This window comes from Microcoleus sp. MON2_D5 (assembly GCF_036701905.1).
Lineage (GTDB): Bacteria > Cyanobacteriota > Cyanobacteriia > Cyanobacteriales > Microcoleaceae > Microcoleus.
The window spans coordinates 1-20,018 of record NZ_JAUBRM010000098.1; the positions used below are offsets into that span (position 1 = coordinate 1).

General features: G+C 45.2%; 14 protein-coding genes and 1 pseudogene. 9 read left to right on the top strand and 6 right to left on the bottom strand.

The window, feature by feature from the left end; all coding sequences use genetic code 11:
• The 6 genes from QUA47_RS25860 to QUA47_RS25885 all read left to right on the top strand — a co-directional run.
• On the top strand, positions 1 to 326 hold a 326-nt coding region (locus QUA47_RS25860; RefSeq protein ID WP_333432864.1), incomplete at its 5' end, for a hypothetical protein.
• Between the two features lie 316 nt (positions 327 to 642).
• On the top strand, positions 643 to 3,060 hold the full coding sequence (locus QUA47_RS25865; RefSeq protein ID WP_333432865.1) for an EF-hand domain-containing protein: 2,418 nt from the start codon (positions 643 to 645) through the stop codon (positions 3,058 to 3,060).
• Positions 3,061 to 3,278: 218 nt separating this feature from the next.
• A complete protein-coding gene (locus tag QUA47_RS25870) occupies positions 3,279 to 4,139 on the top strand; it encodes an RNA ligase family protein (protein WP_333432866.1) in 861 nt (286 codons plus the stop codon).
• Between the two features lie 434 nt (positions 4,140 to 4,573).
• Positions 4,574 to 5,416: a hypothetical protein gene (locus tag QUA47_RS25875; RefSeq protein WP_333432867.1), complete on the top strand. Its 843-nt coding sequence runs from the start codon at positions 4,574 to 4,576 to the stop codon at positions 5,414 to 5,416.
• Between the two features lie 19 nt (positions 5,417 to 5,435).
• Positions 5,436 to 6,353 carry a hypothetical protein gene (locus QUA47_RS25880; protein WP_333432868.1) on the top strand — a complete coding sequence of 306 codons (918 nt, stop codon included), beginning with the start codon at positions 5,436 to 5,438 and terminating at the stop codon, positions 6,351 to 6,353.
• Positions 6,354 to 6,388: 35 nt separating this feature from the next.
• Positions 6,389 to 8,080, top strand: coding sequence for an RNA-directed DNA polymerase (locus QUA47_RS25885; protein ID WP_333432869.1), 1,692 nt, complete (start codon positions 6,389 to 6,391; stop codon positions 8,078 to 8,080).
• Between the two features lie 50 nt (positions 8,081 to 8,130).
• Here QUA47_RS25885 and QUA47_RS25890 read toward each other — a convergent pair whose 3' ends face one another.
• The 5 genes from QUA47_RS25890 to QUA47_RS25910 all read right to left on the bottom strand — a co-directional run bounded on the left by QUA47_RS25890 (position 8,131) and on the right by QUA47_RS25910 (position 15,830).
• The gene (locus tag QUA47_RS25890) at positions 8,131 to 9,447 is read right to left on the bottom strand and encodes a deoxyguanosinetriphosphate triphosphohydrolase (RefSeq protein ID WP_333432870.1); all 1,317 of its coding nucleotides are present in this window, start codon (positions 9,445 to 9,447) and stop codon (positions 8,131 to 8,133) included.
• Between the two features lie 172 nt (positions 9,448 to 9,619).
• Entirely contained in the window at positions 9,620 to 9,892 is a 273-nt protein-coding gene (locus QUA47_RS25895) for a hypothetical protein (protein ID WP_333432871.1), read from the bottom strand.
• Between the two features lie 35 nt (positions 9,893 to 9,927).
• Positions 9,928 to 11,121, bottom strand: coding sequence for a glutathione S-transferase family protein (locus QUA47_RS25900; RefSeq protein WP_333432872.1), 1,194 nt, complete (start codon positions 11,119 to 11,121; stop codon positions 9,928 to 9,930).
• Between the two features lie 235 nt (positions 11,122 to 11,356).
• Positions 11,357 to 12,238 carry a tetratricopeptide repeat protein gene (locus QUA47_RS25905; RefSeq protein WP_445302547.1) on the bottom strand — a complete coding sequence of 294 codons (882 nt, stop codon included), beginning with the start codon at positions 12,236 to 12,238 and terminating at the stop codon, positions 11,357 to 11,359.
• Positions 12,239 to 12,596: 358 nt separating this feature from the next.
• Positions 12,597 to 15,830: an ATP-binding protein gene (locus QUA47_RS25910; protein WP_333432874.1), complete on the bottom strand. Its 3,234-nt coding sequence runs from the start codon at positions 15,828 to 15,830 to the stop codon at positions 12,597 to 12,599.
• Between the two features lie 396 nt (positions 15,831 to 16,226).
• On the opposite strand from QUA47_RS25910, the gene QUA47_RS25915 reads away from it, so the two are divergent.
• From QUA47_RS25915 to kaiC, 3 genes are all read left to right on the top strand, one after another.
• Positions 16,227 to 17,162 (top strand): circadian clock protein KaiA, encoded by a 936-nt coding sequence (locus QUA47_RS25915; RefSeq protein WP_333432875.1) that lies wholly within the window; start codon positions 16,227 to 16,229, stop codon positions 17,160 to 17,162.
• A 188-nt stretch (positions 17,163 to 17,350) separates the two neighbouring features.
• Complete coding sequence (gene kaiB, locus QUA47_RS25920; protein ID WP_006632119.1) at positions 17,351 to 17,665, top strand: circadian clock protein KaiB; 315 nt, start codon at positions 17,351 to 17,353, stop codon at positions 17,663 to 17,665.
• 346 nt (positions 17,666 to 18,011) lie between these two features.
• Positions 18,012 to 19,574 carry a circadian clock protein KaiC gene (gene kaiC, locus QUA47_RS25925; protein ID WP_333432876.1) on the top strand — a complete coding sequence of 521 codons (1,563 nt, stop codon included), beginning with the start codon at positions 18,012 to 18,014 and terminating at the stop codon, positions 19,572 to 19,574.
• A gap of 224 nt (positions 19,575 to 19,798) precedes the next feature.
• Here kaiC and QUA47_RS25930 read toward each other — a convergent pair.
• Positions 19,799 to 20,018 (bottom strand): annotated as a pseudogene (locus QUA47_RS25930) (hypothetical protein); the annotation flags it as partial.

Consider the following 20,018-nt stretch of genomic DNA (forward strand, 5'->3'; position numbering starts at 1 on the left):
CTCCCCTTTCATTTATTATCAAACTTTCCTATTTTACCATAGAAATTCATATTTACATCTCAAATGGAATTGCTATAGATGATTTAACTTCACTCAACTATGACCGAATATTGCGTCTATTTTTAACTCAAATCCTGATGCAGAAGGATCTCGCCCTTCAGTCAATTCGATCGGACTATAACCACTTCACCTCAAAGTCGCGCTTCATCGGAATTACAAAGTCGAGTCAAGTGGCAACCATATGTATTTTCGATATAGCAGCGCACTTTTCAGTTTATCCACTCATAGTCAACTGTCCCATGTCAACAATAAAAACTCTTGATTGACTTAAATACGGATGGCTTTCTAACTATTTAATTCACCAACTAAAACGCCCAAGCATTGCGATCTGGCAACTATGCAGAGTTATAGTATCGTTTGTAACAGTTGCGTAAGTCATCAGGAATTAAAGTAAGTAAATGGGTACAAATAAACATTACAGGGTAGACCAGCTTTTGCACTAATAGCATCTCTCTTAGTATAGATACTAGGCTAAACCAGCCCCGGCAAGACCTTACAAAATATTATTGTTTTTTTGCGCTTACCTACTTATATTAGGCATAATTAATAGACATAAAATAAAAAAATCAGGGAAAATTTATTATGACATCTGTGGAGATTGAAAAAAAAGCCATGACTGAAGAAGAGGAGGCAAAGTTATGGGAAGCGTTCCAAGTATTTGACGCGGACGCCAGCGGTGCTATTTCATCAGAAGAACTCGGTCAAGTGATGCGATCGCTAGGCCAGAGTCCTAATGAAACCGAGCTGCGCGAGATGATCAAAGAAGTGGACGTAGACTTGTCGGGTACTATCGATTTTGAGGAATTCAAAATGCTGATGGTGTCCGAACAAGGCGATCGCCAGAGTCGTCTCAAAAGGTCATTTAGTGTATTTGATGAGGATGGCAGCGGTCAAATCACTAAAAACGAGATGCAGGATATGATGAGCCCGTTTGGGCTGACAGAGCCAGAGCTCGATGAGATTATCAAAGAGGCAGATCATGACGGCAATGCCTTAATTGACTTTGAGGAATTCTGCACACTCGTACCCGATGAGTCAGATATCACAACAGGAGATCAAGACTCGCCGATTCCCGTTGTCAGTGCACAGACAACCGAGATTTCAGATAGTACAGTGGCTGCGATCGAAAGTATAGCCACTGCTGTCAACGAGCCAGCTTCTGCCACTATTGAACCTCATCTACAAGAGCTACAAGAAGCACCCACCGATTGCAATCGAGAAATAGCGCGGCTAAAAGAACTACTCGCCCAACACCCACAAGCTGATAAGAAGCGCGGTACGTCCCGCTTGGAGATGCAGATTGGTTTGTTTCGTCTGATCCAGGGAGCAGCCTACCGCAGCTTCCGCGAGAGTTTTTCCGCCAACCACGAGACTCACCTGTGCGTGAGAAACTTGCCATACAGAATCGTTGATTTTGTGCGATTTGTCAGGAGTGCGATCGCGCTTTATAAAGGATTGGGTGTAGTAGAATCGGCGTGCAACCCTCTACTGGATGCAGTAGTTAAATCGCTCGAAGATGAATATGGCCGACTAGAGCATCGCATCAAGAATTGGAAAACCATAGAAAAAACTCCTGAAATGTTGGCCGAAGAAAAAGCCATGTTGGAGGCGCGGGGTAAGTCTGCCACCGCCAAGGAGAAGTTTGGGGCGGCAGTCGAGTTGGCAATGACCATCAAAAAGGATAGTCTCAACTTGCGTGACATCGCGGAGGGTGTGCTGGCAATCAACGAACTCAACCGACTGCGAAACCTGGAGCTCAGTGAGAACATGGCGCCGCCACCACCCAAATCCGAGGGAGATCCGAAGGAGTACCTGAAGAAGTGGAACCGCGTCATCGTCTCGGAGGCATTAGAGGAAATAGATGGTGCGATGATGCCAGTAGCCTATTGGTATGAAGACTTTATGCCGAAGTTGCTGGCTGCCTTCAGCGTCATTACCGCAGCAGACATCCCCTTCAACACGGTGCCTGATGAAGCAGCTTTAAACGAGTGGTACGAAGCGACTAAAACGTCAGGGGAATTTGGGCGCTATGGGGCGGATGTTGCAGAAAACTTTGCCAAATGCGCTCCAAAACAGCAACTGATGCTTCAACAGGCATGGCGCTTGACGCACCACTACCTCAATGGGATACAGAAACGGCGCGAAAGCTTAGAGTGTGGGCGCGAGTCTGGCGAACTCTCGCAATATGTGGCGTTTATCGATGTTTATATCGATCGCACTGAAGTAAAGAATTCACAAATGCGGCTCAGCTTCCCTTACTATATTGGGCCTGCGGTGTGGCGTTTCTTCCACACTACGGCTGAAATCGTCTCTACCAAGACCCCCGAACAGCAAAAAACTCTGGTGGCAATTTTCAAGGAATTCTTCAACCTGTTTGCCACTATGTATCCCTGCCCCTACTGCCGCCACCACCTCAACGCCTACGTCGTGCAGAATAAGGAGGTGGAAATGTACCCTCTGGAGTACCTGGTGCTGGGGCGCGACCCGCGTCTCAATAGCTTTGAGGTATCAATGGAGGCCAAGCTGTCCACCGTAGTAGATGGCGATTCCCTGCGCTTATTCTTCTGGAAGTTGCACAATACTGTCTCCTCATCAATTGCGCGATCGGAGGAGTGGTATCAAAAGGATGAGGAAGCATTCTACACCACCCGTTATTGGCCCAGCATTGAGTCTGAGCTAGCACGAGCCAAAGCCCTCAAACAAATCAGCATTGCCACCGATCGGATGTGCCGCCTCTACACTATACTCAAGCCCGCAGCACGACTGACAGGGGTGAGAGCAATATTGCAAAAGCTGTTGGATAAGAGGGATGAGGAAGGCATCAAGGAGGTATGCTTAGTTGCCCAAGATTATATCAAGGAGTTGGACGAGGCGATCGTCACCGGACAATTCCTACAAGAGACATACTACTTTGACCCTGAGCTTGTGGATGAAGCTCCTGTCTTCACTCCTGAAGAAGAGGAGTTTGCTCGCAGCGGTGTGTTCGTCGAGGCTACTTGAATATCAGTCAGTAAAAAGTTAAGTTTTTAAGCTTAACTTTTTACCTCTTCAAATATATAGCAATACTCCAGGAGTTCGGTACGGGAAAAACCGCGATCGTGTTATGGCAACCCCTTAGCGGTTACGGGGTAAACTGAGAATAGTCTCTTTTGTTGCGGAGCGATCCTCTTCGAGGGCTTCGCTAACGCACGACTCATATCAATTCCCGCTGCGCCGGAATGATATCAAATCCGCGCTTCATCGTCGGGCGTAAAGTCGAATCAAGCTGCCAACAAATAATTCGCGCAATTTTCATTTTTTTGACTCACAATCAACAGTCAACAGTCAACAGTCAACAGTCAACAATCAACAGTCAACAGTCAACAGTCAACAGTCAACAATCAACAGTCAACAGTCAACAGTCAACAAGCACGGACGGTGCAACCGGAATCGATATCATGCTTCTTGCCTATCCCAAAATTCCAGATAGTAAAAATTGCCCTAACGAACAATGTGTAGCTTTTGAGAAGTACGATGGCACTAATTTGCATTGGGTTTGGGAAATTGAACTTGGTTGGTATGCTTTTGGTACGCGCCGCAGTAGATTTGATTTGGATGAGATGGGAATTGCCGAATTTAATGCTGCACATCCAGGTTTAGAAGAAGCACCGGAAATATTTAAAAGAGACTTTGCTAGTCCCTTAGAGTCTATATTTCGAGAGAACGAACAGTATCACTGCCCTGAAATTACTGTGTTTACAGAGTTTTTTGGTGCTAACTCGTTTGCGGGAAGGCACAAAAAGGACGATCGCAAACAACTGGTGCTTTTTGATGTGGAAACCGAGGGCGGGATGGTTGTTCCCGATCGGTTTATTCAGGATTTTGGTAAATTAAATATTGCGCGAGTGATATATCGTGGCAAACTGACGGGCAAGTTTATGGATGATATTCGCCAGGGGAAATACGGTGTAGATGAAGGTGTTGTGTGCAAGGGAGGCCGCAATGCTAATAATCTCTGGATGGTGAAGATTAAGACTGATGCGTATATGCAGAGATTGCAGCAAGCTTTTAAGGATGATTGGGAAAATTACTGGGAGTAATATCAAATTTGAAGGCTAACTTTTTCCATGAATCATCGAGTAGTGCGATCGCTGAAACCCTCTTTTGCTCCCCCTTTACCAGAAGAGTTGACAAACAACCTATCTTGTGATGAGATGGCAGTGCTGAAGGTGCAGAGCGAAAGTATCAATTTTTGATTTGGAGAGTGGGACGGCGCGATCGGTTTATATTACGCAGCAGTCCGTATCTACGATGCTGGAATATTTTCACTTGGAAGCATAATTTTCTACTGTCTAGTATTCTTAGGAACTTTGATCTAGAAAAAATCGTGAGACCACCCTTAACCAAGACCCATTCAGCGTGCCGCTCTCTAATCCAGAAAGCAGTACGTCGTGGTGATCTTTCTCTCATCAGAAAAGTAGCCTCTCATCTATGCGAGATTGGGGACGGTAATTGGTTGGCAAGACGGACAGCAGTGATTACCTTTGAAGAATGCTGGCCTCTTGGGGCAAATTTGAATTTAAGCACTGAGTTTACAAACACAGTCAATTCTTTAATTCGTGCTGCACAATCGGTGAAAGTGAAAGATGCAACTGGCCTTGGTACACTAGCATACACTCTTTCCACAGGGGATGATTCGGTACTCTGTGGTTCTCCGGAAGATCGTGACATCAAGATAGTGTCCGAAGCTATCAAAAGGCCCAACGATTTCTGGGACTGGGTAACTGCAAACTGTTCCCAGGAACGCCAGCGTAGCCTTGTTGAAGTGGCGCAAAAAGCTCACCGTCGAGGGGGGTGGCCCTGGGACAGAGCCTTTATGCAAGCCGCTGCTTATCTCGCTCTTACAGAAGACGTACCTACCGTCGCTAGTGCCAAACAACAATCCAAGGAATTTCCCTTTTGGGTAGCGCTAGATAAACATACACCGCAGGGTAAACAGGCTCTTCGTCACGCAGCAAAAAGGATTGGAGTTCCAAGTAACCAACTTTTTTGGGTCAGCTTTTACTTTGAAAGTGCGCTCACTAATGAAGCTACTGATTCATTTTGGTGGTCAAAAGAAGTTCATTGGCGACTCCATCAAGTCGGGTTAGATTTGGATAAAGCTAGTTTTATATGGGATAAAGCACTAGCAGTTGTTTCTGAACTACTCAAAGCTGAGGCAGAGCATTTACGGGAACATATAGAACCTGCAACACCAGTTCAATTGAGCCTGTTCGACCCGACTTGCTTTGTGTCGGAAAAGGAACAACTTATTTTTTCCGAAGAAACACCGAAGACAGAGCCTAATCCTTTGCAGAAGCCTAAAAATAGCTTATAGTACGTTCAATTAAAGCTTTTTGAATAAAATTTGTAGATTTTGGGAGGAAAGTATTATGTTCCAAGGTGAGGAGATCCAGAAATTAGTCGAGCTTTTGAAGAAGAGGGGTGCATACCTCTATCATGCCTGCCAATTGTTGGACTTTCAATCTTATCTCAACGTGGGGGGCATCCCCTCACGATCGCACTTAGAAAGCAATAGCCAGCCCTATACGCCATTTAAAACTGACCACAATGATCGCGCCAATGATGACTGGGACAAAGTTTTCGCCAATCTCTCAGACTTTGGCTTTACTTTTGCTGGAGGCTATGATGCTGTACCAAATATTTATGGTCCAATTCTGTTCCAAATCAAACCAGAGGTATTTTACGAAGCAACAGATGTAGCTATCTGTCTCCGCTCGGCAGGAGGAAAGGGTTTTGACAGGGAAATGGAAGCTCTTAACTCGATCTCAGACGTAGACCGTTTATTTCAGCACCCTGTGGACGAGGCAGATTTGAGAAAACGCTCCTATGTTAAAAACAGGCAGGGGTTACAAAAAGATTTTACCCCCAATGCCTCGGCTCCAGAAATCAGTTGTACTGTAGAATCTGGTAAATTCTCCTTAAAATACGTTAACTTAGTTCGTGTTGAACCTTACATTATTCAGGGACATCACTTGGAAGTCAAGGTAAAAGAAATAATATCTAAAAGTGGCGAAAAATTATGTGTGTACAACCGAGATAAAAGTCCATCTTACACAGATGAACTTTTGAAAATTATGGAAAGCCGAGTTCTATCGCTTCAACATTTATCTGAAAATTATAAGATTAGTCAGGACTTGAGAGATTGGGCGAAAAGAGTAATAAATCGGGGAATAGCATATCAGTTCAATGATAGCTTTGCTCCCTATCTATATCACGGTACGATTTTGCCTATTCTCCAAGGGCAAGTGTAAAAAAAAAATTATAACTTGAATGAGCAGTACAATTTATGGATCATATCAAATTACTGAACCAGGTTAGGGCTCAAGAGACTATAGAACTTGCTTTTCAGTATGCTCTCAGTGACCGCCTTCACAATGACTCATATTTCGATCATTTTGAGATTGAATATGTTCAAAAATTTCAGGATAAGATTATAGAAGAACTACTTCAAGAACTGAAAAAAGCTGACCAATTTACTCCTAGACCGGCTTATGCCTATTACTTGCCCAAAACGGCTCTCTGCTATCGCAGGATGATTTATATTCCCTTTAAAGATTTAGTTCTCAGATATGCTTTTGTTATTGTTTTAGCAAAACATTTAGATAAAAGCCTTTCAGCCCAATGTTTTGCCAATCGAAGAGCTGAGGGTGAACGGGCTAAAAAATATCTACTAGATGATTACTATAAAGTATCTTTAGTCAATTTTCGGAGATGGCAAAAAAAATGTGCGGCTAAATATAAAATTTTAATACGGACAGATATTTCAGCCTTTTATGATTCTATTTCTCATAAATACTTAATCAAAAGTTTAGCAGAACAACTTTCTATTCAGCTTGAAACTGAATTTTTTCGTCTTTTCAATAAATTACTTTGTATAGATGTTATATCTTATTGCCACAAAACAAAAACAGTACAAGCTCCAAAAAAGCTTTATCAGGGGTTAACAATTGGCAATAACTTAGAGGGATTTCTAGCAAACTTGTATCTAAAAAATGTTGATGATGCGATGCAATGTGCAGGCATTGAGTTTGGCAGATATAATGACGATATGAGAATCTTTGCAGAGAATCGAGAAATAGCGCAACTTCACTTATTGATTCTTCAAGATCACCTGCTCACTAAAGGATTGAATCTCAATTCTAGTAAAACAGAAATTGCTGAAAATAAAGAGCAGATTGAAAGATTACGCACTAAGGTGTACGATATTTCACCTTCATTATACGATCTCGATCAGGAAAATGAAGCTGGTGGATATATTGACGTGGTAGTTAAGACAACTGAAGTTCAGCAAAGCATAGATATAGAATCTGATGAGTTTGATAAAGACTTCAATCCTGACGAAGAAATAAAAGCAGACAAAGATGCAAAAAACTTTTGTAAATTTTTTCAGAAGCTGAAGACAAAAAAAAGACTATCTGAACATTTAAAAAAATTAGAAACCATCTTAACTCACTGGCAAGGCAACAGTAAACACGCTTCTTGGTTAATAGTAGATTGTATCTATAAGGATGTACCGTCTGATACAAAAACTGTAGCCCTTGAGGTTTTATTCAATGTTTTGAACAGTCGTGAAGCCTTGTCTTATACTAAGTATCGCCTTATTCATAACCTAATTCATTTGAAACCCGACCTCAAAACTCCAGAGATTCGAGTCATTCATCAGCTAGATGATAGCAGAAAAGAAGAATTAAGAAAAAAATTATTTCATCTCTTATATCAGTCAGCATTTGAATTGAGTTTTATAGCCTTATATGCTTTAAGAGTTTTGGGTGATTCAAGCAAAGATTTAGAAAAATATGCACATAAGCACATACCTAAACCTCTAGGCTCTCCTATTCTTACTGTTCTAGATTATCTACAAGACTTAGAGCCTATTCTCTCTTTGCCAAAGACGGAAACAGAGATAGGTATGGACTCTAATTGTACAGCAGAACAGCCGACTGATTATGAACAATATGAAACACAGGAATTTTATTAATTCATCAGGGTGAGTCTCCACTGGTAGCAGCTTTCATCAGCCTGGATGAATCATCTCAATGAGATGCCTTTGAGTTCCTGAAATAAAGTGGTGGCGTAGGAATCAGTCATACCAGATATATAATCTGTAATCTTCAGGATTTTGCCATAGGAGCTTTCATTGTCAGCAAGGCAATATTCTTTGGGTAGCATTAGCTTGAGGAGCTTACCCTTCTCGGTACTATAGAGATTGGCGTTGACAAATTCGGCGAATAAGTGTGCGATGACTTCATATCCCGCCACTTGAATGCCAACAACTTCAGGATGATTAAAAACTTTCTTTCTAGTTTTACTCTGGATACAATTAAGAGTTTCAGCGTAAGAGGTCAGTGAGATGAGGTCACTGTCAAACGTTCCTGCCAGTAATTCTTGTTCGTGAGCAAGAAATATTGTAGCAACTTCCTGCACGAGGTTGTTAATAGCAACAGCACGCAAAAACTTAATTTGCTCTTCTTTAGTATTTGCGTTTTTTTCTATGTTTGGGCGTTTAGCAATCTCATTAAGTAATTTTTTGGCTTTCTTAAAAGAGATGTATCCCATACGATAGCCATCTTCTAAATCGACAATGTGATAACTGATATCATCCGCAGCTTCAACTAGAAAGGCAAGGGGATGACGTGACCACCACGCTACGTCTGGACTACGGCGAATTAATCCAACCGTATCTGCAACAGTGGCAAATAAATTCTTCTCAGCCTGAAAAAATCCATATTTTTTTGCACTTTTTCCTTTATAATGGTTAAGAATATCTTCTGAAATTAACGATTCTCTGGGGTACTTGGTAAAAGTGGCTAAAGTGGGACAGGTTAGCTGCATTCCCCCAGTTCTAGCTTGCATTTCTAATCGGGTAAGGATGCGAAACCCTTGGGCGTTTCCTTCAAAGAAGTCAAGATCCACTTTTTCATGGTCTATTAATTGTTCTTTTACTGTTTCGTACCAGGACTTAAAACCGCTGCGGATAGCATCTTCTCCGGCATGACCAAAAGGTGGGTTGCCGATGTCATGGGCAAGGCAGGCGGCAGCAACGATATCTCCAAAATCGGAAGCAGTAAATTCGTCGAGTTTATGCCTTTCTTTAATTTCATATCCTACTATGGTGCCGAGGGAACGACCAACACAGGAGACTTCTAAACTATGGATTAGGCGAGTGCGGATGTAATCATTCTTAGCTAAAGAGAAAACCTGGGTTTTGTCTTTGAGGCGGCGAAAGGGAGAGGAGAATACTAATCGGTCGTAATCTCTTTGAAAAGAGGTGCGAGCATCTTCAGGTTTTTCTGGCCGAGGCTTGCCTAGTCTTTGCCTTGTCAGGAGTTTATTCCACTGCATCATTGATTTTATTTATGGGGCGAGGAAAAAATTTTACAAGCTTAGTGCCATGATATCGTCACTCTTGAATTATCTTGCGAGAGTAACGGTAAAAGCTAAGACAGTTCAATAAACGGCGGCTACCGCCGCCACATCCAGCCAAACACCCAGACCTTCTGCTCTACATCCGTTACGCCTAGATTTTATTTATATAAGTAGAGTCAGCCTGAATTGGCTCATCAAAGTCCATATTTTCCCATTCTGTAATAACCCTCCCCGGTCTGTCCATCAAATCCGCAGGAGCGCTACTGAAACAGACGAATGGGTATTTATTCTCATCTTCAGGAGCGATCGCCAACTCCACCAGCCCAGTATCCTCCTCTTCAAAGAAAACCGGATTAAAAATCACATCAACCTTTAGTTTCATCGATCGAGCAGATAGCAAGCTGATGAAGTAGAGCAGCAGCAACGCCGATTCCGTCTGATTCCGATCGGCTTAGAATCCTACACAAAATTAGCCGGATCTTGATCTCGCCGATGCTTCAGCAGAATCGGAGAACCTTGGCCATCACCCACCAAAGCCGCCGTTTCCTCCAACGCTTCCCTCAATCGCTTGGCCGCGTAGATCGACATATCGCGCGGCACATTCACCCGATCGCGCAAATACCGCAAAGCCGCATCAGAACCAGCCGGCGGCGTACAAACTTCGCCAGTCATCATCAAAGTTAAAGCACAACGCAAAGCCTCATCGAATAACTTGTCATCAGCAGGATTGACTCGAACGATGTTGCGCTGGTGCTTAATGACGCGGTGAAGTGCTTCAGCGCGGGAGGTTTCCGGTTCTGGATACATCACATCCGGCAGTCCAGCCCAAGGCCCATTATCCACGCGGGCTTTATTGACAAGCATCTGAGGTTCGCCGTTTTCATAACACCCGCCCATTTGAGGTGGTAAATCGTGGACGTGGGTGTGAAAATCGCTCTGAGTGCCGCGATAGGTAGGGCGGGTTTCCATCGCCGCAAACCAGTCAGCAAAGCGCGGGTTTTCTTCCCGCATCGAGTAGCCTTTGTAGTAGTAAAGACTGGCATTCATGCGTTCGACGTAGGGCGTAAAGATCACATCCGCAGTGCCAAATTCATCGAGGAAATAAGGCCCGGGGGTGCTGCCGAGAGCCTTTTCTACCTGGGTGACGACGCTGATAAATTGGTTGCGGTTGTGTTGTTCTACTTTGGCTGAACTTGCTGGGTAGCACAGCCAAGAGCACCAGGCCCTAAACAGCAGTCGCTCTAACCGCCGCAGGGGTATTACTGCGGGGTTTTCCATGCCCAAACCCAAGGGGCCATAGACTCGTTCCAGCGCGATTAAGATATCATCGCTTTCGGTGATGATGCGGCCGTCTAGTTCGATCGCCGGTAGCATTCCCGATGGCACTTTGCGCTTGTACCAGCTTTCTTTTTCCCCATAGCAGAACATAGTAACTTTCTCAATGCGGTAGGGGATTTGTTTTTCTTCTAACCACAACCAGATTTTTTGGCAGTACGGACACCAAGCATGGTTATCGCGGTAGAGGATGACTCGCACATCGGATTCGGTTTTACCAAACAGGCGCAACCGGGCTTGGGCGTTCGTTGGCCCGTTGACGCGATCGATTTCAAAGTCTGTGAAGGCTTCTAATTCTGTCCAGCTTAGGGGGGTCATGCGATTTTAGATTTTAGATTTTAGATTTTAGATGGGAGAATTGAAGACAGCGACTGCTTCGTGGCAATAATAGAACTTACGCACCAACTCTATCTGTAGGGTGCGCTGTGCGCGCACCTTACCCCTACCCATAGCGCATTCAACTATTTTTTGGTCTTAGTCCTGAATAAGATAGTTGGTTATCCGTTAAAAAAGGCTTTGAGGACTTCAGTCCTCACTACCAACTTAACTACAATTAAGGCGACATTTGGGTAGGGGGTGGGGCGTCTTGAATTTTAGCCAGTGCTGCTTTCATTTCAGGAGTGGCTAGCAACTTTTGGGTATCTGCGATTAAACGATCGCCCCAGAGGTTTTCTTTGAGATATTCTACGGTAGCATAGCGTTTGTCGAGTTTCAGAGCTGCTTCTCCCATCGCTAAGCCTTTTGCTTGGTCGCCTTTGCCGTAGAGTGCTACTGCTAGAGCTAGCATTGCTTCTGCTGCTTTGTCGTCGATGGCGATCGCCTGTTCCCAGCGTTTGATGGCGCTATCAACATCTCCCATTTCGTATTTCACTAATCCGATATTGTTAATAGCAGGCCACAGGTTTTTTTCTAAAGCAAAGGCTTTTTCGTATTGGGCGATCGCCTGATCGAACCGCTTCAACTTATAAAAAGCATTGCCTAAATCAAATAATGCACCTGGAGTGTCGGGTTTTAATTTTAACCCTGCTTGCAAATATTCGGCTGCTTTCTCGTAGTTCGCTTTGCGAAAGTGAGCTTCTCCCAAGACAAATTTAATTGATGGATTTTCTGGCGACAGAGATTGAGCTTGCCCCAAAGCTTCAATACCTTTGTCAAACTGCTCGACTTGAAGGTACAAGCTGCCTAACAAAGTCCAAGTTTGAGCATTCTTGGGGGCTAACTGTGTGGCGAGTTCGGCTCTGGGTACGGCTAGTTGGTACTGCTGGAGTCTGGCTAGCTGGACGGCTTCTTCTGCAAGGCTCAAGGCTGTTTGTTCGAGTTGGGCCGAGTCGATTTGCAGGGTGTAAGGCAGGAGTGCCTGTGCGACAGCAGGCTCGGGCATTGTCCACAAACCGAGTGCGAGTAGCAGAGATATTAAAGGAATGCGATTAGGCACTGTACAGCCCCAGAAAAAAATATAAGGGTTTCTCGATCGCCTATAATAACTCATATTTTTGAGTTTTGATATTGCTTCTTCACTCGCAACACTTTGGGGTTTTCATTTAAATATTTCTCAAATTATGTTTACACTCAGGGTAGCGGTTTTTCTTCACTGTTTTATAGACGATTGAGAATCTCACTACAAATAGGCAAAATTATGAGTTATTAGAAACTTGAATGAGTTAATAAATAACGCTTCGCGGTTTTCCGTTAAAGAATTCCCAAACTCGGTTCGGACTCAGAAATAATAGTTGGTCTTTACAGGTTTAGAGAGGAGTGAATTCCTCACTAAAAACCTCGTAATTTCTTCATTTTCAGGAATTGGAGTGAGTTAATAAAGTCTGTTGAATTTTGTCTAATAATTGTGCTGCCGATAAGGAAGAAGGCAAAATTTTGGCAGATACTTCTTGCAGTAGAAAGTCGATCGCCTCGGATTCCGAATTTACAGTAGATCGATAATCCCAGACTAAAATTGGCACTTTTACTGTCATTTGGCGCAGGTTCGATAGCGCCTGCAACATAGCGGGGGATTCTGAGGGGGCATCTCGCAAACACAGCAAAACTAAGTCAACGCTTTGATATTGCAACTGCTGCAAAACTTCTGTCCAGCAGGAAGCGATCGACCCTCGAAATCCTGCGGTGTGGATGTACTGAATCAAAGCTTGAAAGTTAGGAGTAGAAAACTGGGAATGGGGGAGGGGAATCTCGGCATTTGTCGATCGATCGCAATGTTCCAATTCTTCCGTCGGGTTCCCCCCAGAAGAGGAGTGCAAATCGGGTAAAGTCGAAATGTCTGCAAATAAAATGCTGGGCTTCCAACTCATGCCCGCAGCAACTTGAATCACTTGCCACAAAGCACTTGGTACCAACCCGGTAGGTGAAGTTTCACTGTCGTCAGGAGTGCTAGTGGCTAAACAGGGAAATACCGACAATCCTTTGACTTGATTTGCCAGTTGCGTAGTTGGAGGGTCTAAAGTCACCAAGGGGAGAGAACCCAAATTTCGAGACCGGCTTAACTGTTCGATAAAAGCTAAGGGGTTTTGCAGTTGACTTGTACCGTCCAAGACGATCGCGTCGGGCCGCCAAATTCTGGCCACGAGTTCTGCTTGGCCGAGGTCGTCTGCTTCTAAAACCCGGCAGTAGTTGGGGTTGAGCAGTAAAGCGGAACCTTGAGACGAACTGTTTTGCGGGCTGAGCCACAACACGGTTAAAGAACTCCTTACTTTGGGGCTACTAGCATTACTGTGACCGATCAAGTCTGCCAGCAGCCGGCGCAAAGCGGGTTCTTCCACCGGCAAGCTCAAAAAGCCTTCGGCTCTGTTGACACTGGCCCGTTCTTTTTCCCCTCTGGTGGCCGTGACGATCGCCGGAATCGATCGGGTATCCGGGTCACTCTTGAGCAGCGTCAGCACGTCCCAACCCGACAGCAGTGGCAGCAGCGGGTTGAGGAAAATCGCTTCGGGACTGAACCTGCGAGCTTTTTCCAGCGCTTCGGTGCCGGAACGGGCGACTATTACTTGGTAGCCGAAACCTGAGATGAGGTTGGTTAAATCTTCGATATATTTGGGAACTGCTTCGACTATTAATACTAAACGAGAGCGAGAATTGGCGCTCAGAGTCGGATATTGGGGTTTTAATAATTCTTCCTCAGCCGCTTCCTGTGCCGGGATTTCTTCGCTGCTGTTTCCCGGAGGATTTGGTGGCAGCAGCAGGGTAAATTGAGAGCCTTGGTTTTCTGAGGAAATAAACGAAACGTCCCCGCCGTGGAGCCGAGCTAGGCGTTGAGTCAGTACCAGTCCCAGTCCGGTTCCTTGAAAGCGCCTGGTGAGGGGGCTTTCTAGCTGTTGGAATTTCTGAAAGATCAGGTGCTGTTTGTCGGCGGGGATGCCGATGCCAGTGTCCCAAACAGTGAATGCGATCCAGCCTTCCCAAACATTTACTTTCAATCCGATTTTGCCGCCGAGTTCGGTGAATTTTAGGGCATTGGAAAGGAGGTTAACCAGCATTTGCCGCAGCCGCAGTTCGTCGGCAATTAAGTGGCTCAGTCCCGGTTCTATTTCGAGGGTAAACTCTATTTGGGCGGAGGGTTCTGCGTTTGCTGTACCGTCCGTTTTGCTGGGGGCGGGAGGGTTTTTTTCTTCTTGCTGTTGCAGTTGTTTTGCTTGTTCAAAGGCTCTGTGGCAGGTTGATGCTATTTCGACTGCTTCGGGAATTAGTTCTAGCTGCCCGGTTTCCATCCGGGTCAAGTCTAATATATCGTTAACAATTGTCATCAAATGCCGCCCGCTTTTATGGATTAGTTTGGCGTAGCGTGTTTGGCGGTCGTTGAGTTCTCCGATCAATTTATCTTTTAGGAGGCTGGACAAACCGAGGACGGCGGTGAGCGGGGTTTTTAGTTCGTGGCTGATGCAGGATAAAAATTCGTCTTTGAGTCGGTTGAGGTGGATTAAATCTGCGTTTTTCGCTGCTAGTTCTTTGGCGACTAAATGTTCTTCGGTGACATCTTGTCCCATTACTAAAATTAGCTGGTCAGAGAGCGGTTGTTTGACAAATTGCCAGATCCGTTCTTGACCTTTTTGTACGGGGCACTCGCAAATGTAGGTGTCTGGTTTGCCGGCGATGGGACACCAAGCTGGAGCGGTTAATGTTGAGGGGGAGGCTGCAGCGTACAGGGGCAGCGGGCAACTGGTGGCTGCGGTTGAATCGCGATCGTCCGATCTACCTGCTCCTACTAAGCTCCTGCATTCTTTGGTGATGTCCTCTAACTGCACGCTCTTGTATTCGCTTGTTAAATGGCTTGGTTTGCGGGGCGAGTGTTTACCCAAATTTGCTGCTGGTTCTGGAACTGGTTCTGGGCCTGCTCCCAGCAAAATCCGCCACGCTGCGTTTTGGCTGACTATTTGTGCGGTGGGGGTTTGCAATCTCAGGGGCAGGGGCAGTTTTTCCAACAGTTGGACTAGGGAGTTCAGGTTTTCCGAAGGTTTCAATCCTGCTTCTAGAAAGCGCACTTGAGCGTCTAGGGCGCTGGCGATGGCTTGGGAAATCGGCCTTAATTCGATTTCTTTGACTGCTGTGGCCTGCTCTGTGAGGCTGCAGAACGAGCTGCTGTTGAGTGCGGCGAATTGCAGCAGGCTCAGGCTGTCTAGCATTCCTAAAAATTGACCGCTGGCATCTGTGAGGGCGATCGGGTTGTTTGATGAAACGCCGGCGGTTTGGCGGTTTGGCCGGCCTGGGATGTTCTGTTCCTCTGTTTGCAGGTACTGCCAGAATTCGCTGACGCTCATAGCGGCTGGTAATGCCCTGACTGGTTCGATCGCGATCGGGCTTTCTGACAAAGGTTGCTGCCCGTCGTTTGTGCGATCGGCCGCCCGGGCCCAAAGGCTGCGGAGGTAAACTAATCCCACCGGCTGTAGCTGTTCGTTGACTACTGCGACTCGATCGCAGTTGCAGGAGCTGAAGATTGACTGCAGCGATTCTAGCGCTGCAGTTTGGAGGCACAGCGGCACTGGCTCGATAAAATTTTTGATACTGGGGCTGGTGAGTGGCATAACAAACCTGAGAGTCTGCTCGCGAGAGCAGTAATATTTTTGATTCTCAATGTAGCTGCGGATTTCTGTATCTTATTTGTTTTATATCAGTTCCCTATCAGGCCCGGGATCTGCACCGAAACCTGGGAGTTCGATGCCTACACCTGATTTGAGGCGACTAACAATTATTTTAAGGCTTAAGCTTAATTGCAGAAATCACGCTCAGGGTGCTTGACACAAAAACCACGGAGTAAACTTTGATTCTTCCTCTGGTAGAAGCGCATCACTTATTTTGCGGTTAAGATTGGTTAAAATAAATGTTGAGATGATTGTTAAAATGTTAAGTTTTTTGTAAAGGAGATATCAACTCTGAGCGAGCCAGCACTTTCAGGCAACTTAGGTGGTGCACCTACAGCTTTGCTTCCTCAACTTTCTATCGGTATTTTTGTCCGCTCTGAGGAAATCGCAGCCTCTGCGATTGAGCTTTTGAGGGGCGATCGCTATGCTTTAACCCACATTAAGTCGGCAGGGGAGTTTTTGGGGTTCCTCAAGCACAATTATCACCTTGATTGTTTGGTTTTGGAGGTGGATGGGGATCTGCGATCGCTTCTGGGTAAGCTGCAAGAACGATCGCTCTTTTTGCCTGCTGTGATTTTTTCGCCTCACGCGCAGGTAGATGGCAGGCCCGAAGCACCATATTCAGATGGTTTTGAGGCCGCAGCCAGTACCGCCAACAAGAGTCAAGACGAAAGCTGTCCTTTTTTTTATCACCCTGGTGAGGTGCAACTGGCAATCGCTCGATCGAGCGAAATAGCTGCAGGTATCGAGCGGGCGATCGCACAATTTCTGAAACTTTCAACTCCGGTTCCTGTCAATTACCAATCCGTAACAGTCGATGCGACAGCCCAATTGACTGCTCAAAGTTTGCTCAGCCGACAGCAGCGGCGGCTGGCGGAAAAATTACGGGAGCGATTAGGATACTTAGGTGTGTATTATAAAAGAAATTCCCAGATTTTTTTGAAAAATCTGTCGGGATCTGAGAAACAAAAGTTTTTGGAGCAACTCAAGTCGAGTTATCGCGACATCCTTTTGAATTATTTTTCTCAAGATACTGCGGTCAACAATCAAATAGATGAATTTGTGAATTTGGCTTTTTTTGCTGACGTTCCCGTGACTCAAATTGTAGAAATTCACATGGAATTGATAGACGAGTTTGCTAAACAGCTAAAAATAGAAGGGCGCAGCGAGGAAATATTGCTCGATTACCGCTTGACTCTGATTGACGCGATCGCTCATATGTGCGAGATGTATCGGCGATCGATTCCGAAAGAGACCTCTCCAGGTAGAATGTAGAAGGGATTCGGCATAATTTAAGAAAGAAAAGGTAGAAGGTAGAATCTAACAAAAAAGAAAGGAGCCGACAAACGGCCGCGCGAGCGCGAGGCGGAAATTATTATAAAATAACAAAGAACAGCGGATTTAAGACAAATAACAACTACAACTAACATCTGGCAACTAATACTCAACATTTAAAAAAGTTCATGAGTCCTCTGAAGAAAACCTACGTTCTGAAGCTGTACGTGGCGGGGAATACTCCCAACTCCGTGCGAGCTTTGAAAACCCTAAAGGACATCCTAGAACAAGAATTTCAAGGCGTATACGCGCTGAAAGTCATAGATGTTCTCAAAAATCCTCAGCTAGCAGAAGAGGACAAAATATTGGCAACCCCAACGCTGGCCAAAATCCTGCCGCCGCCGGTGCGAAAAATTATTGGCGATTTGTCCGATCGCGAGAAAGTTCTGATAGGATTAGATTTGCTCTATGAAGAACTTCGCGAAGAAGACCTGAATTCATAAGATAATCAGGTGAGAGTCAGTCGATTTTAGATTTGAGACTTCGGTTTGGCGTGAAACGTTCGGCGAGCGCTCAGTCGAAGCGTCGAGTCGCGCTCAGTCGAACGCTTTTATATTTTAGATTTACTCAACAGATGAATCTGGGAGGTTGAACAAAAGTCTAAAATTTTTATCTTTCCACGACAGGAGTACGTGGCACGGTATCGGTTTTTGAGCGGGGGTCATTAGTCAGCAGTCAGCAGTCATTAGTTATTGAGCAAGAGCCAAAACTAAAAGCTGGGTACAAAGACTCATGATCGGCGGTTAATGAGTGACAACTAAAGAATACTGAGAGTTGACAAAAATCGACATGAATGAAATTAGTCAAACGGTTCAACGAGAAGGATTGGGAAGGGCAGGAGTTGAAAAAATTCGCACGATGATTGAGGGTTTCGATGACATCAGCCACGGCGGAATGCCGCTCGGCAGAACCACCCTAGTCAGCGGCACGTCAGGAACGGGAAAAACTTTATTTGCCGTACAATTTCTCTATAACGGAATTACCCATTTTGACGAAGCTGGAGTTTTCGTAACTTTTGAAGAATCTCCAGCAGATATTATTAAAAATGCTTGCAGTTTCGGTTGGGATCTGGCACAGTTAATCGAAGAAGGCAAGCTATTTATTTTGGACGCTTCCCCGGACCCGGAAGGTCAAGATATCGTAGGGAATTTTGATTTATCTGCCTTAATCGAGCGAATCCAGTACGCCATTCGCAAGTACAAAGCCAAGCGGGTTTCTATAGATTCAGTAACCGCCGTATTTCAGCAGTACGATGCTGCATCGGTGGTGCGCCGAGAAATTTTCCGCTTAGTTGCGCGCCTTAAACAAGTCGGAGCAACTACAGTTATGACGACGGAACGGGTGGAAGAATACGGCCCGGTGGCGCGGTTTGGAGTGGAAGAGTTTGTGTCGGATAATGTGGTGATTGTTCGCAACGTTTTGGAAGGGGAACGCCGCCGCCGCACCATGGAAATTTTGAAGTTGCGGGGTACAACTCACATGAAGGGCGAATATCCTTTTACTATGACTAATGACGGAATTAATATTTTCCCGTTGGGGGCGATGCGATTAACTCAAAAGTCTTCAAACGTGCGGGTTTCTTCCGGGGATAAAACTCTCGACGAGATGTGCGGTGGCGGTTTCTTCAAAGACTCAATTATTTTGGCTACGGGTGCAACGGGAACCGGCAAAACCCTGTTGGTGAGCAAGTTCTTGCAGAATGCTTGTATGAACGGCAATCGGGCGCTGCTGTTTGCCTATGAAGAGTCGCGTGCTCAGTTGTTCCGCAATGCTTATTCTTGGGGCATTGATTTTGAGGAAATGGAAGAGAAAGGACTGCTAAAGCTGCTGTGTACTTACCCGGAATCTGCCGGTTTGGAAGACCACTTGCAGACTATTAAATCAGAAATTGCTGAGTTCAAACCTTCTCGAATTGCTATAGACTCGCTGTCGGCCTTAGCTAGGGGTGTCAGCAATAATGCTTTCAGGCAATTTGTGATCGGAGTGACAGGTTTTGCGAAGCAGGAAGAAATAACCGGGTTTTTCACAAATACAAGCGACCAGTTTATGGGTGCTCATTCGATTACGGACTCCCATATTTCTACGATTACTGACACGATTATCATGCTGCAGTATGTAGAGATTCGAGGAGAAATGTCGCGGGCAATTAATGTGTTTAAGATGCGCGGTTCGTGGCACGACAAAGGAATCCGGGAATACACGATTACGGAAAGAGGGCCGCAAATTAAAGATTCGTTCCGTGGTTACGAACGGATTATCAGCGGTTCTCCGAGTCGGATTACGATTAATGAAAAGAGTGAGCTATCGCGGATTCTGCAGGGTGTGCAAGGCCAAGACGATGAGGATATTTGAGATTTAACAGTCATTCTTTCTGACGGGGTGACAACCCCGCTCATTTGCCCCACCAGTGGCGGATTGGCCCAACGTGAGGTAAAAAAAGATGGGGTCGAAATTGTTAAGTGTCCCCATCTAGATAATTATGTTTCCTCAATTTTACCAGAACCATCTAGAAAAACAACTCAAACCGGCAGAATACCAGACCCTGAAGGCTCTGGTATATACAGCACTTCCGGATGTTATGAGGTACAGTAGCAGCAATTAGTAAACCAGTTTTTGAGATGTTTGGGATTCATTAAGTCAAGAGCGACAGCAATTATGGTGTCAACCATTTTAGTAGTAGTTGGTGAAAACTGTCGCAAAAAAGATTTAAGCTGAGACCCTGGGGGGGTAACAACCAGCCTGAAACCCAGAGGTGGTGAGGATTGAGCCAATGTGTGGTAAAAAAAGATAGGCAGC

Coding starts and splice junctions, on each gene's coding strand:
- QUA47_RS25865 (WP_333432865.1), top strand. CDS start 643: ATGACATCTGTGGAGATTGAAAAAAAAGCCATGACTGAAGAAGAGGAG.
- QUA47_RS25870 (WP_333432866.1), top strand. CDS start 3,279: ATGATATCAAATCCGCGCTTCATCGTCGGGCGTAAAGTCGAATCAAGC.
- QUA47_RS25885 (WP_333432869.1), top strand. CDS start 6,389: ATGGATCATATCAAATTACTGAACCAGGTTAGGGCTCAAGAGACTATA.
- QUA47_RS25890 (WP_333432870.1), bottom strand. CDS start 9,447: ATGATGCAGTGGAATAAACTCCTGACAAGGCAAAGACTAGGCAAGCCT.
- QUA47_RS25900 (WP_333432872.1), bottom strand. CDS start 11,121: ATGACCCCCCTAAGCTGGACAGAATTAGAAGCCTTCACAGACTTTGAA.
- QUA47_RS25910 (WP_333432874.1), bottom strand. CDS start 15,830: ATGCCACTCACCAGCCCCAGTATCAAAAATTTTATCGAGCCAGTGCCG.
- kaiB (WP_006632119.1), top strand. CDS start 17,351: ATGAGTCCTCTGAAGAAAACCTACGTTCTGAAGCTGTACGTGGCGGGG.
- kaiC (WP_333432876.1), top strand. CDS start 18,012: ATGAATGAAATTAGTCAAACGGTTCAACGAGAAGGATTGGGAAGGGCA.